General features: G+C 41.8%; 12 protein-coding genes and 1 riboswitch. Of the genes, 10 read left to right on the forward strand and 2 right to left on the reverse strand.

The window, feature by feature from the left end; all coding sequences use genetic code 11:
• Positions 1-95 precede the first annotated feature (95 nt).
• Together J7I93_RS06085 and clpP are read left to right on the forward strand one after the other, a co-directional pair.
• Positions 96-773 (forward strand): sigma factor-like helix-turn-helix DNA-binding protein, encoded by a 678-nt coding sequence (locus tag J7I93_RS06085; RefSeq protein ID WP_214724319.1) that lies wholly within the window; start codon positions 96-98, stop codon positions 771-773.
• 26 nt (positions 774-799) lie between these two features.
• The gene (clpP, locus tag J7I93_RS06090; protein ID WP_214724321.1) at positions 800-1,381 is read left to right on the forward strand and encodes an ATP-dependent Clp endopeptidase proteolytic subunit ClpP; all 582 of its coding nucleotides are present in this window, start codon (positions 800-802) and stop codon (positions 1,379-1,381) included.
• Between the two features lie 132 nt (positions 1,382-1,513).
• Here clpP and J7I93_RS06095 read toward each other — a convergent pair whose 3' ends face one another.
• Positions 1,514-2,173: a GntR family transcriptional regulator gene (locus tag J7I93_RS06095; protein ID WP_214724323.1), complete on the reverse strand. Its 660-nt coding sequence runs from the start codon at positions 2,171-2,173 to the stop codon at positions 1,514-1,516.
• Positions 2,174-2,486: 313 nt separating this feature from the next.
• Between J7I93_RS06095 and brnQ the strand changes: the two genes are divergently transcribed.
• From brnQ to J7I93_RS06135, 8 genes are all read left to right on the forward strand, one after another.
• Positions 2,487-3,836, forward strand: coding sequence for a branched-chain amino acid transport system II carrier protein (gene brnQ, locus J7I93_RS06100; protein WP_214724326.1), 1,350 nt, complete (start codon positions 2,487-2,489; stop codon positions 3,834-3,836).
• Between the two features lie 267 nt (positions 3,837-4,103).
• Positions 4,104-4,207: riboswitch (purine riboswitch) on the forward strand.
• A gap of 135 nt (positions 4,208-4,342) precedes the next feature.
• Positions 4,343-5,215, forward strand: coding sequence for a 5'-methylthioadenosine/S-adenosylhomocysteine nucleosidase (locus J7I93_RS06105; protein ID WP_214724328.1), 873 nt, complete (start codon positions 4,343-4,345; stop codon positions 5,213-5,215).
• Positions 5,216-5,332: 117 nt separating this feature from the next.
• Positions 5,333-6,061: a ZIP family metal transporter gene (locus tag J7I93_RS06110; protein WP_214724330.1), complete on the forward strand. Its 729-nt coding sequence runs from the start codon at positions 5,333-5,335 to the stop codon at positions 6,059-6,061.
• 85 nt (positions 6,062-6,146) lie between these two features.
• Positions 6,147-6,431 carry a YrhK family protein gene (locus tag J7I93_RS06115; RefSeq protein WP_214724331.1) on the forward strand — a complete coding sequence of 95 codons (285 nt, stop codon included), beginning with the start codon at positions 6,147-6,149 and terminating at the stop codon, positions 6,429-6,431.
• Between the two features lie 137 nt (positions 6,432-6,568).
• Positions 6,569-6,778, forward strand: coding sequence for a DUF2187 family protein (locus tag J7I93_RS06120; protein ID WP_214724332.1), 210 nt, complete (start codon positions 6,569-6,571; stop codon positions 6,776-6,778).
• A gap of 294 nt (positions 6,779-7,072) precedes the next feature.
• Positions 7,073-7,399, forward strand: a complete 327-nt coding sequence (locus J7I93_RS06125) for a YnfA family protein (RefSeq protein ID WP_214724337.1) — start codon at positions 7,073-7,075, stop codon at positions 7,397-7,399.
• Positions 7,400-7,565: 166 nt separating this feature from the next.
• On the forward strand, positions 7,566-9,248 hold the full coding sequence (ggt, locus tag J7I93_RS06130) for a gamma-glutamyltransferase (RefSeq protein WP_214724333.1): 1,683 nt from the start codon (positions 7,566-7,568) through the stop codon (positions 9,246-9,248).
• A 39-nt stretch (positions 9,249-9,287) separates the two neighbouring features.
• Positions 9,288-10,442 carry a M20 family metallopeptidase gene (locus J7I93_RS06135; protein ID WP_251025745.1) on the forward strand — a complete coding sequence of 385 codons (1,155 nt, stop codon included), beginning with the start codon at positions 9,288-9,290 and terminating at the stop codon, positions 10,440-10,442.
• 829 nt (positions 10,443-11,271) lie between these two features.
• Here the strand turns inward: J7I93_RS06135 and J7I93_RS06140 are convergent.
• Positions 11,272-12,495: an MFS transporter gene (locus J7I93_RS06140; RefSeq protein WP_214724334.1), complete on the reverse strand. Its 1,224-nt coding sequence runs from the start codon at positions 12,493-12,495 to the stop codon at positions 11,272-11,274.
• Positions 12,496-12,752 lie beyond the last annotated feature (257 nt).

The raw sequence follows: 12,752 nt of genomic DNA on the forward strand, positions 1-12,752 counted from the left end.
TTGAATAAACTGATAAAAAATTGCAGTTGCCCGTATCTTTTTGTTTTTTTTATTCGTTATAGGAGCAGAGATGTGTAAAAGGAGTGAGCAGGTTTATGAAGCAGGGGGAAATTCCACTTGAAAGAGGAGTTCATCTAATGCAGGAAGAGGACATGGCCGGATTATATTCTGCTCTTCGGCGTTATGGGCGGTTTCTGGCACAAGACTATTGGGACGGGGATGATCTTGCACAGGAGGCAGTGATCCGAGCTTTTGCCAGCTATCCGGCAAGCAAGATTAATCAAGCTCTTTTAAAAAGAATTGCTTATAATTGCTGGATGGATATAGTCAGAAAACGAAAGCAGGAAGTGCTGGTAGAGACTCCTGAACACGTGTGGAAGGAAAGGGAGCGTCAGGTTAGTAGTTCGGTTGATCGTCTTCTGAATCGTTTAACGCTGAAGCAGGCAGTAATTTTTACGCTAAAAGAAGGCTTTCGGTACAAAACAAAAGAAATCGCTGAAATAATGAATACAACCGAATATGCTGTGAAATCCTCGCTTAACCGAGCACGGAAACAGCTTAATTATCGGGAGACAGATGAGAAAAAAGCAGCTTTTTCTAATGAGGAAGAAGAGAAGGTCTCCCAGCTTCTGCAAGAATCATTGGCTATGGAAGACCCATCTATCCTGATTAAAGCCATTCCTGGCCTGCATTCATTGAAAAGTAATTCGGAATGGAAGCCTGTTCTTTCAGTTAAATCGCCTCCTTCAAACACACTCTGTATGGCGGCATAAATCCGCTAAGAACAGGAGGGCTACAGGTGACAGCTATACCATATGTGATTGAACAGTCCAGCAGGGGAGAACGTTCTTACGATATTTACTCCCGACTTCTTAAAGACAGAATTATCATGATCGGAGAAGAAATTAATGATGTGGTGGCTAACAGTGTGATTGCCCAGCTGCTTTTTCTCGCTGCGGAATCACCGGATAAGGACATCTCCCTTTATATTAATAGTCCGGGCGGCTCAACAACCGCAGGATTTGCTATTTATGATACCATTCAATACATTAAGCCAGACGTGAGAACCATCTGTACGGGAATGGCAGCCTCCTTTGGTGCCATGCTTTTGCTGGCAGGAAAGAAAGGAAAACGCTACAGCCTGCCCAACAGCGAAATCATGATTCACCAGCCGCTTGGCGGGGTGAGGGGCCAGGCTACTGAAATCGAAATTTCCGCAAAGCGGATTATTAAGCTGAGAGAGCATATTAACGGCATCATTGCGGAAAGAACCGGCCAGCCAGTGGAAAAAGTGGCACGGGATACAGATCGTGATTATTTCATGACTGCAGAAGAAGCGAAGGAATATGGGATCATTGATGAGATTATTTATAAAAGCTAACAAAAAGGTAAGCAGCCATTTAGTGGCTGCTTTTGTTTTGAATATAGCATTACATAGCCATCTTTTAACTCTCCTATGGCTAATTTCAGGTTTAATTGAGCAAAAAAAAATCAGCACCTCGGCTGATTTCTTCTATTTTTCTTCAGAGTAATACTCATCAATCGCACGAAGCCAGTTTGTTCTAGCAATTTCAGAAGCTTTGCTGCGGTCTTTTTGCTCGAAAGCCTTCAAAATTTCTTCATGTTCTACAATTGAGCGGGCTTTTAATATAATGGTTTTATTATAATAAAGCCGCATGACATGTGCTTGAAGCATGGAAACGGTATTTGAAATATAAGGGTTTTGTGCAAGTTCAATAATGATATTATGAAACTGCTCATCCTGCTTCAAAGCTGTAAAGGTATCCCCTTCATTAAGGGCTTGAGCAAATTTATGATTGATATCCCGAAGTAAATCAATTGATTGCTGACTGATAACCGGAGCTGCCAATTCAGCAGCAAGCGCTTGCAAAACGCCTAATGGGGGAAGAATTTTGCTTAAGTCGTCGGGATTTACTGAGGTGACTTGAGTGCCAACACCAGGGAACATTTCCACGAAGCCTTGGACGTTAAGCAGTTGAAGAGCTTCCCTGATTGGTGTTCGGCTAACGCCTAACGCCTTTGCGAGATCGGCATCATTTAATTTTTCCTGCGGCTGTAAAGTCCCGTCGATTATCCATTCCTGAATCTGGGAGAATGCACGCTCTTTTGCTGATATACGTGTAGGTGATGAATAGTTAGAAGGAATCGGCATAGTTGTTACCACCTTTTCATTTCATTAAAGATTACTTTTTAACTACTAATTTAAAGTTATTTCCATTAGATTATAAATTTAGTATATAGAAGAATCTAGAAAAATTCAATATATCGCATAATTCGACAAAAACTTTTGTGCGATATATTGCATAAGTATGGTGGGTGTGTTATCTTGAGTTATGCAATATATTACGTGAGAGAAAATAGTAAAATCATTTCTTTGCAATAATTTTTCAGAAGATTTAAATTTGATAGATTGTTAAATAAATGGAAATTTTTCATATGAATACAGGATAATAGGAGGGGTTTACATGAGCAGTAAAATACCATTTTCTTATACAGTCGCAGTCGGTTTTATGCTGTTTGCTCTATTTTTCGGAGCAGGTAACTTAATTTTTCCAGCTATGCTTGGCCAATCGGCAGGCACAAATATTTGGTCCGCAAATGCCGGATTTATTATAACAGGGGTTGGACTTCCATTACTTGGGATCCTGGCACTTGGCTTTTCCGGAAAAAGTGATTTGCAATCATTAGCCAGCAGAGTTCATCCGGTATTCGGGTTAGCTTTTACAGTCGCTCTTTATTTATCGATTGGACCGCTATTTGCCATTCCAAGAACGGCTACTGTTTCCTTTGAAATTGGAGTTAAACCATTTATTGCTGAAGGAAGCAGTATGATTGGGTTAATCATCTTTTCTATCATCTTTTTTGCAATAACCGTTTATTTTTCATTAAAATCTTCAAACATTGTCGATATTGTAGGAAAGTATTTAACGCCTATACTGTTAATTGTCATTGCCGTTCTGATCGGTGCAGCTTTTATTAATCCCATGGGATCATTCCAGGCTCCATCTGAAAACTACCTAAGTGGTGCGTTCTTTAAAGGTTTCCAGGAAGGCTATCTGACAATGGATGCCCTGGCAGCTTTCGTATTTGGGATTATCGTGGTCAATGCGGTAAAAGACAAAGGGGCTGCAACGAAAAAGGAGATTATGGTTGCTATTGCTAAAGCGGGTATGATTGCTGCAGGCCTTTTAGCGATTATCTATACATCCCTCTCCTTTATCGGAGCTTCAAGTGTAGGCGGACTTGGACTTTTGGATAACGGCGGTGCTGTTTTATCAGGTGCCTCCGAGCATTATTTTGGCTCTTTCGGTGCCATTCTTCTTAGCGTAATCGTATTTGGAGCATGTTTAACAACAAGTATCGGTTTAATTACAGCTTGTTCTTCATACTTCAATAAATTGGCGCCGGGCGTATCTTACAAAACTTTTGTCATCGTTTTATCTATTTTCAGCGCAGTTTTAGCCAATTTTGGTTTAAGCCAATTAATCGCCATCTCCGTTCCGGTTTTAGTCGGAATCTATCCTTTAGCCATGGCTTTAATGGCACTCACTTTCTTACATCCTATTTTTAAAGGGAAGAAAGAGGTTTATAAAGGAAGCATGCTATTCACATTTGTGGTAAGTTTATTTGATGGCTTAAATGCAGCGGGAATTAGCTTTGCGCCAATTAACGAACTATTCGGTGCAATCCTACCACTATATGATGTTGGATTAGGGTGGATTGTCCCTGCTATCGCTGGTGGTCTGATCGGGTTTGCGATTGGGTTAATGAAAAACAGCCATTCACATTCTACACAAACTGAAGAAGCTGCATGATCACCTAGGCCCCAGAGTAGAGTTTATCTCTGGGGCTTTGTTGTGTAAAAAAACTTGGGTGGGCAGTATTTCATTGGAGATATTCCTTGGAAAATGCCAACGCACTCAAAAGAGGTCTTTTCCGCCACTTTTAGGGTAATAACGTAGTTAAGAAACATTAAGGACAATTTCACCTTTAACTCCAAAAACGAACATTAAAATAGTTATTTTGTATTAATGTTCATTTTTTTATTGAATTCTTCTTGCTGATTTGTTATATTTGCATAGTAATAATTTTATTTCATCACTCGTATATGCTCGGTAATAGGGTCTGAGCGTCTCTACCTGGTTCCCAATGAAAGAACCGGACTACGGGGTAAAGTATAGGGATCGGTTCTTTAGTTTGGTTCATGTATATTACTTTAACTCCGCAGGTCTGGAAGGTAGAAGTCATTCTGCTTTTTCAGGCCTTTTTCTATGGCCTAAACCGAGTGTATCAAACAACAAGAGAAGGGGAGAGATTATTGATGAAAAAGAAATTCGCTTCACTAGCAGCAATTGCCGTGTTATCGGTATCAATGCTGGCAGGATGCACGTCTGCACCAAAATTTGAAACAGAGGCTGAAGGTGCTCAAAGACCAATTCTTATTCAAGGCCCAATGCCAATTGAAGCTGAGAAATTTGCTGAAAGATTAGATAAAGTAAAAATTGAAAAATCAGGAACGTTCGTGTTTTACAAAGGAAAGCTGGACAAGTATCCTGTCATTGTTGCCAAAACAGGCAAAGGGATGGAGAATACAGCCGCCGCTACAGCAGTTGCAATTGAAAAATATGACCCGATCGCCATCATCAACCAGGGTACTTCTGGCGGACATGATCCAAGCTTAAACGTATTTGATATTGTTTTAGGAGAAAGAACCACAAACATCGGATCATTAAAAACAGGACATTTAGAAGAGAACGAAGGGATCGATCCAACAAATTGGATTCCAATGGACTTAATGGCTTCTGAAGGAAGTGCCGGGGAAGATCCAAATGCTGAAAAGGCGCGTTACTATGAAGGCGATGAAGATCTGCTGGCAGCTGCCAAGGCAGTCAAACATAAATATACGAAAGGCAAGGTTGTTGAAGGAACAATCGGTTCAGCCGATGTATGGAATAATGAAGTAGACCGTATTAAATGGTTCCATGAAAACTTCGGGACATCTGTCGAAGAAATGGAAGGGGCCGCAGCCGCACAAATAGCCAAAGCTTATCATGTTCCATTCTTAGGTATTCGAGTATTGTCCAATAACAAAACAAATGGCGGCAAATATAATCCGAATACCGCTGAAGCGAATCAGGATTATGTGTATGAAGTCGTAAAGCAATATATTTCTGATAAAACAAGCAAGAAATAATCTTCTAAAGCCTCCAGTTTTGGAGGCTTTTTATGGATGATTAAATATTATTTTTCACTAGAGGGCAATACTACAGCATAGCTAAAAAGAGACCTTTTCGAAAAGGAGAGGATGGCCATGTGGAATGCAGCCATTTGGGGTGGCGTTTCAGGTTCAGCCGTAATATTAGGTGCATTGGCAGCGATGCTTTTGCCCATCCAAAAGAAAATGATCGGCTACATAATGGCGTTCGGGACGGGTGTTTTAATCGGCGCTGCTGCTTATGAGCTTCTTGGTGAATCCGTACATAATGGCGGACTGCTCCCAACTGGCATCGGCTTTCTTGCTGGAGCAGTCACCTTTACACTTTTTGATATTATGATTTCAAATAAAGGAGCACAGCATCGAAAGAGGTCAGGGCAGAAAGCGGCTTCCACAAGTGGCATCGTTCTTTTCATCGGTACGATCATGGATGCTTTTCCGGAATCGATCATGATTGGGGCAAGCCTGCTCGAAGAACAGTCCGTAAGCTTTCTATTGGTTACGGCCATTTTTATAAGCAATTTTCCAGAAGGTCTTTCAAGTACTGCCGGCATGGAAAAAAGCGGTTATTCGAAAAAGAAAATATTGATTCTTTGGGGTTCGGTATTCGTTATCTCCAGCCTCGCTTCCTTAGCAGGATATATTTTTTTGGATGGTGCTTCAAGAGAAGTGATGTCCGGGATTGCCGGCTTTGCTGGAGGGGCCATCATTGCGATGGTAGCTTCAACCATGATGCCTGAAGCTTATGAAGACAGCGGTCCGATGACTGGCTTTATTGCTGCACTTGGCCTGATGGTATCGTTAATGCTTGATAACTTTTCATAAGAAACATGCACCCCAAAAATAAAAGCAGTGGAAATGATGAATGAAAGAAATCGGACGTGGAAAACAAAAACGGGGGTGTTAATGAATGAAGATAAAAAATGTAGTAAGAGAGCAGCAGGAAGACGTTCATATTGAAATCGGAAAGTATCAAATGATTATTGAACGCCGCTACCAGGTTATATCTTTTTTAAATGATCTCTTGCTGGGCGTTTTATATCTCATTGGAAGTATTTTGTTTTTGACGGATGTCAGCCAGGCGGTTTCTATTTCATTTTTCCTTGCCGGCAGCATTATGATGATAATCCGCGCCGGTTTAAATATTATGAAGGATCTTCATGTAAGAAGAATTACATCATACAAGAAAAGGTAAACGTTGGCTCAAATTTTTATAATGGGGTTTTGTGTCAAAGGGAAACGGCAATACTAGCGACATAGCTTAAATCAGCTGCGGACTTAGAGAAGTATTCCGCAAAAATAAAATAAATATTTATTAAAGGAGAATCCAAGATGGCAGAAGAAACAGAAAAGGTAAGCAATGTTAAAAAAGCAGATATTGGGGATACAATCAGTATTACAAGCGGTGCGGAAAAAGGTAAAAAGGGCAAGGTAGTCGTTGTGCGCGATAACTCTGTCATTGTGGATTTGGGGATGAATCCCAAGAAGGATGAACCAATAAAAACAGTCATCAGTCATAAAAGGTATAAGGTGGTTAAATAACTTGGAAGGAGTGAATCTCCACGGTGAAATCTCAAAAGTACCCGAAAGGATCTTCTGCCTCAATTCCGCCGGAGGTCCGAGAGAAAATTATCCAAACCGACCGCGATGAAAAAGCGAAGCGGATGACAAAGCGGCCACAATAATAAAGAGATCCATGATAGTTCTCAGAAGCTGTCATGGATTTTTCTTTTTTTACAGCCCGCGGTTCGCCGGGAGGGGAAATCCCTCCAAAATTTACATATCCTTGTTTATAATAAAGTGCAGGAAGCTAATATGTGGGAAGCGGTGGTCAAGATGTTATTTGCGATTATCTTATTTATTATAGCGGGTCTTGCAGAGATTGGCGGAGGCTATATGATTTGGCAGTGGATTAGAGAGGGAAAGCCATATTATTGGGGAATAGGCGGAGGAATCATTCTGGCCCTTTATGGTGTAATTGCAGCTTTCCAGGCCTTCCCTTCATTTGGAAGAGTGTATGCAGCATATGGAGGCGTTTTTATTGTCCTATCCATTTTATGGGGATGGGGCATGGATAAAAAAGTGCCGGATTTCTATGATTGGCTGGGGGCAGGAATTTGTCTTATAGGAGCTTCAGTTATTTTATTTGCCCCGCGCCAGTAAAGTGAGCCCGGTCTTAAGTACCTCTACCGTACTTGGGATTGGGTGTTTTTTATGTTTTAGGTTAACTGAGCCGGGTACGAATAAATAAAGTACTAAAAAATTCTAAACATTATATCTTACTTGAAAATAGATTCTGTTTTTAAATGACTGGGATGGAGGTAGTTTGATGGACCGCATTGATAATAGGCACAAACCGAGTAAAAATGAGCAGGAACTGAAAAGGTCAACTGGTACACATGGAATGGTGGCATCAGCTGTTCATGAGGCAACTGAGATTGGTGCCAAGGTATTAAGGCAGGGTGGCAATGCGATGGATGCGCTTGCTGCGGTCCAATTTGCACTGGGTGTCGTAGAAGTATTCAACACTGGCATTGGAGCAAGCGGATTTCTTGTTTACTATGACCAGCAAACCAAAAAGACCAGTGTCATAAACGGACACTCACTGACACCTGCAGGAGCAGACAAAGAACAGTTTTTAGATGAAGAAGGAGAGGTCATTCCATACTTTCAGCAGTCCATTGATGCAAAGTCAGTGGGTATTCCCGGGATTATGAAAGCAATGGATGTGGGGCTTAAAGAGTTTGGGACAAAGCCGCTGGCTGAGCTGATCGAGCCGGCTGCCATTCTTGCAGAGAAAGGCTTTAGAGTGAACTGGCAATGGGATGAAGTGATCGAAATGCTTCATCTCCGATTGGGTGATGAAGCGAAGAAGCTGTTTATGCCAAAGGGAGTTCCTTTGGTGGAAGGAGACTGGGTGGAGAACAAAGACCTTGCAAAAACACTGCGAATCCTGCTACAGCGTGGTATTGAGGCTCTTTATGAAGGCGAGATCGCTGATGCAATCATTGATACACTGAAAAAGCAGGGCGGTATTATGACGAAAGAAGATCTGAAAAACTACCAGGCTCCCATTGAAGAGGCAATTATGGGAACTTACAGAGGGTATGAGATTGCAGTGCCGGGACCTCCGAATGGCGGAGGAATTGCTCTGCTGCAGCTATTAGGCATTCTTGAAGGATTTGAGCTGGAGAAATATAGTCCTTCTTCTTGGGAAAAGTATTATTTGCTTGCAGAAGCTATGAGACTCGCTTTCTCTGATAAGCTGGCTTATATGTCAGATCCCAACTTTGCGGAGATTCCAGTTGAAGGACTTCTTAATAAGGATTATATAAAGGAACGGCGAAAAAAGATTGACTGGATTTCCAGAAATCCGGAAATTGACTGCGGCAACCCATGGAAGTACCAGGGCAGCGATCGCCCTAAAGGGCAAGTAAAGGTATTTCAGACTGGTAAGGATACGACCCATTTTACAGTGGCAGACAGATGGGGGAACGTTGCTGCCTGCACGTCCTCGAATGAGCATATTATGGGATCAGGCATTATGGTTCCTGGATATGGATTTTTGCTGAATAATGATTTGACGGATTTTACACCGGAACCGGACCATATCAATAGCCTGGCACCAAAAAAGCAGCCGGTCAGTGCCAAGGTGCCAACAATCGTATTCAAAGACGGTAAGCCTTTATTAACGCTGGGGTCGCCTGGAGGGCCGACCATCGTTGCATCAGTGGCTCAGGTGATTACACATATTCTTGACTATGGCATGGATATTAAAGATGCCATTGAAGAACCAAGGATTTACAACAGTATGGGTCCTAATATTTGGTCTGAGGAAGGCATAGGCCAAAAGGAAATTGACAAGCTTCGTGAAATGGGATTTGAGTTTGACGATACGGAGAGGCCAATTGGTAATGTCCAGGCAATATTAATGGATCACCAGAAAGGAATACTGCATGGTGCGGCAGATTCAAGCAGGCCGGGGTCAGCGATTGGAATTAACGAAAGGTAAGCCTTTTGGGCAGCAATTTTAAAAAAAGGAGTGATTTCGTTGAAACAATATGAAGCCTATCTGGAAGACAAAATGCCTGAAATGATGGATTTGCTTGAGGAGCTGGTGAACATCGACAGCGGCTCATATGATAAAGAGGGGGTGGATAAGGTTGGATCTGTTTTAAGAAAAGAGTTTGAAGAACTGGGTATGGATGTACTCGTGCACCGTGAAGCTGAATACGGAAATCATTTAGAGATAAAAGCAGATAAGGGCAGTGATCCGAAAATTATCATTATTGCCCATATGGATACCGTATTCCCCGAAGGTGAAGCCGAAAAGCGGCCATTCAAAATCATCGGGGATAAAGCATACGGACCAGGCGTCAGTGATGAAAAGGGGAGCCACGTTTCGGTTTTATATGCTTTAAAGGTATTAAAAGATAACGGTTCAGATGCATATAAAAATGTGCATCTGATTTTTAACAGTGATGAAGAAATTGGCTCAAGAAAATCAAAAGCGATCATTAAAGAAGCTTCAGAAGGAAAACAGTACTCCCTTGTAGTCGAATCCGGAAGGCCAAACGATGGGGTTGTAACAGAAAGAAAGGGAATAGGAAGATTTATATTTGATGTAAAAGGCAAGAGCGCCCATGCAGGGGTAGAACCTGAAAGGGGAAGAAGCGCCATTGATGAATTGGCCCATAAAGTGGTTAAGCTTCATGACCTGAATGACTATGAGAAGGGTTTGTCCGTGAATGTGGGTCTCATTGACGGCGGAATTTCTTCCAATACTGTTGCCCCTGATGCACAAGCACAAGTAGATGTTAGAGTAAAGAGCATGGAACAGGCAAAGGATATTACAACTAAAATTACAGAAATTGCGGAAGAGGAAGAAGTTCAGGGAACGGAAACCAGCCTATCCGGAAAAATTGGAAGGCCACCCATGGAAAAGGTAGACGGAACGGACAAGCTTCTGGCGGAAATTACGGCAGCGGGTGAAGAGCTCGGCATGGCGATTAGGGAAGTAAGCACCGGCGGCGGATCGGATGCAGCCTATACTTCAACCGAAGGCGTGCCAACCGTTGACGGTATGGGGCCCCTTGGGGAGTTTTCCCACAGTGAAACAGATGAATATATTGATTTAGAAACCTTTCCAAAACGCACGGCACTGCTGGCAAGAACGATAGAGAGGCTAAGCAGGGCTGTGAATTAATATGTAACTGCCTGGCCATAGGGGCTGGGCGGTTTTTTATTGGTTTTATATTTATGAAGACGAAATAGAGGAGGCGGGAGGAAAAATGGTCGACATAGATTGTTTATGAGGACGAAAAAGGGATCAAAGGAGGGAAAATGGTCGTCATAGAGGCTTCATGAAGACGAAAAAGTGATGAAAGGAGGAAGGATGGTCGTCATAGAGGGTTCATGAGGACGAAAAAGTGTTCTAAGCGGGAAGGGTGGTCGACATAGAGGCTTCATGAGAACGAAAAAGGGAACAAAGGAGGAAGGATGGTCGACATAGAGGCTTCATGAGGACGAAAAAGTGATCAAAGGAGGGAGGATGGTCTTCATGGAGGCTTTATGAGGACGAAAAAGGGATCAAAGGAGGAAGAATGGTCGACATAGAGGGTTCCTGAGGACGAAAAAGGGATCAAAGGAGGAAGAATGGTCGACATAGAGGGTTCGTGAGGACGAAAAAGGGATCAAAGGAGGAAGAATGGTCGACATAGAGGGTTCCTGAGGCCGAAAAAGGGATCAAAGGAGGAAGGATGGTCGCCATAGAGGGTTCATGAGGACGAAAAAGGGATCAAAGGAGGAAGGATGGTCGTCATAGAAGGTTTATGAGGACGAAAAAGGGATCAAAGGAGGAAGGATGGTCGACATAGAGGGTTCATGAGGACGAAAAAGGGATTAAATGAAGGAAGAGTGGTCCATAAAAGCATTATTAGCTGTTAAGGATTCACTTTATAAGAAAATTAGAGGCAAAGAACCAAAATAAAAAACCAACGTCAACAAAAAGCCCAGCAATAGCTGAGCTCATTACATTAAACACTATGATTTATACCACTAATCTTCTTCTGTTTCCCCAAGGAATATAATAGAACCAGGATGCTTGTAGTAATCAGCGTACCATGGAAGATCCAAACCATTTTCGGCAGAGAGAAAGCTTCCAATAAAACGGGTGCAACCACAAATCCGAGTGCAAATCCCAATGATTTCAGAAGCATTCCGACACCAAAAATTCTTCCTCTAATATGATTATCCGTTTTCTGAAGAATGGTCGCATGCAGGGTGGTGAAGCAGGCATCGAAAATTCCCGTTAAGAAGGCAAACGGCAGTATGATCCATAAGCTAATATTGGAAAAAAACGTAATAAAGCCGGCTGACATAAGCATTGCTGTTACGAAGCATGCATAATAAAGGATGTTGCCTTGCAGACTTTTCAGCTTTGGGAGGATCATGGTTGCCAGTACGGAACCTATTCCCCAAACACCCCAAATTAATCCATAGTAAAAGCTTTGTTTGCTGTTATCGATATTCTCTGCAAGTAAAGGGATTCCTAAATTATGGGAAGCGCCTGCAAACGCACCAACAAGGAAAACGATATTAACAAGCAGGAGCATTGGCGCCAAAAGTATAAAAGAATAAACCTCTTTCAGATCTCTCCCAATGTCGAAAAGTTTTTCTTTAATACCAAAGGATAGGACTTTATTTTTTTCTATAGGGCTCGAAGTTTTCCAATTCATTTTCATTAATACAAACGCTGAAATGACATAGGTTGCTGCATCAATGATTAGGGTGACCTGGTAGCCGAGAAAATCGGTAATCACCCCGGCTCCGATAAAACCAAACACCAGGCTGATTGATGTTAACCTCGAAATCAGGGCATTTGTCTCCAGTACTTTATCCTGGCCGAAAATCTGCGGGATTTCAGCACTATAACTAACCGTAAAAAAACTGCTGGTTAAACCGATTAAGAAACACACAATGAGAATCATAATCGGATTTGGAAAGGGGATTAAGGTGAGGATTATTACAGCCCGAAAAACATCCGTCCAAATCATAATTTTTCTGCGGTCAAAGCGGTCTGCAAGTACCCCTGAAATCAAACTGGATAAAACGCCGCCCAGCGTCCGGAAAGCCATCGTCGCTGCCAGCCAGGCCGAACTTCCAGTCGCTACATACATAAGAACATTAATAGCAATCAAGTCCATGAACGTTCCCAAGTCAGAAAAAGCTTTTACATATAGAAAAATTTTGCGGTTCATAATGTCTCCCTTAGTCATGTTGTTTGTTATTCTGTTTTATTTTAAAGATTTTGAATTTAATTCGCAATACGAAATTTCGGAAAAAGAATTTTTCAGCGGCATTTTTGATACTTCGGGTGTATTTTTGCAGAATTAAGGGGTTTTTGAGCATTTTTTCTGAAAAAAGTTCAAATTTTAATGATTTTATCTGCAAAAAGCTCTAATTAAAACTGTTATTTCCTCTTGTTTCTTTTGAAAAGATAAAGTCCATATAATTG

Source organism: Bacillus sp. ISL-47 (assembly GCF_018613175.1).
Classification (GTDB): Bacteria; Bacillota; Bacilli; order Bacillales; family Cytobacillaceae; genus Cytobacillus.

Excerpts from the sequence above, each read along its gene's own strand:
- J7I93_RS06085 (WP_214724319.1), top strand. The coding sequence starts at position 96 with ATGAAGCAGGGGGAAATTCCACTTGAAAGAGGAGTTCATCTAATGCAG.
- J7I93_RS06095 (WP_214724323.1), bottom strand. The coding sequence starts at position 2,173 with ATGCCGATTCCTTCTAACTATTCATCACCTACACGTATATCAGCAAAA.
- brnQ (WP_214724326.1), top strand. The coding sequence starts at position 2,487 with ATGAGCAGTAAAATACCATTTTCTTATACAGTCGCAGTCGGTTTTATG.
- J7I93_RS06105 (WP_214724328.1), top strand. The coding sequence starts at position 4,343 with ATGAAAAAGAAATTCGCTTCACTAGCAGCAATTGCCGTGTTATCGGTA.
- J7I93_RS06110 (WP_214724330.1), top strand. The coding sequence starts at position 5,333 with ATGTGGAATGCAGCCATTTGGGGTGGCGTTTCAGGTTCAGCCGTAATA.
- J7I93_RS06115 (WP_214724331.1), top strand. The coding sequence starts at position 6,147 with ATGAAGATAAAAAATGTAGTAAGAGAGCAGCAGGAAGACGTTCATATT.
- J7I93_RS06120 (WP_214724332.1), top strand. The coding sequence starts at position 6,569 with ATGGCAGAAGAAACAGAAAAGGTAAGCAATGTTAAAAAAGCAGATATT.
- J7I93_RS06125 (WP_214724337.1), top strand. The coding sequence starts at position 7,073 with ATGTTATTTGCGATTATCTTATTTATTATAGCGGGTCTTGCAGAGATT.
- ggt (WP_214724333.1), top strand. The coding sequence starts at position 7,566 with ATGGACCGCATTGATAATAGGCACAAACCGAGTAAAAATGAGCAGGAA.
- J7I93_RS06140 (WP_214724334.1), bottom strand. The coding sequence starts at position 12,495 with ATGAACCGCAAAATTTTTCTATATGTAAAAGCTTTTTCTGACTTGGGA.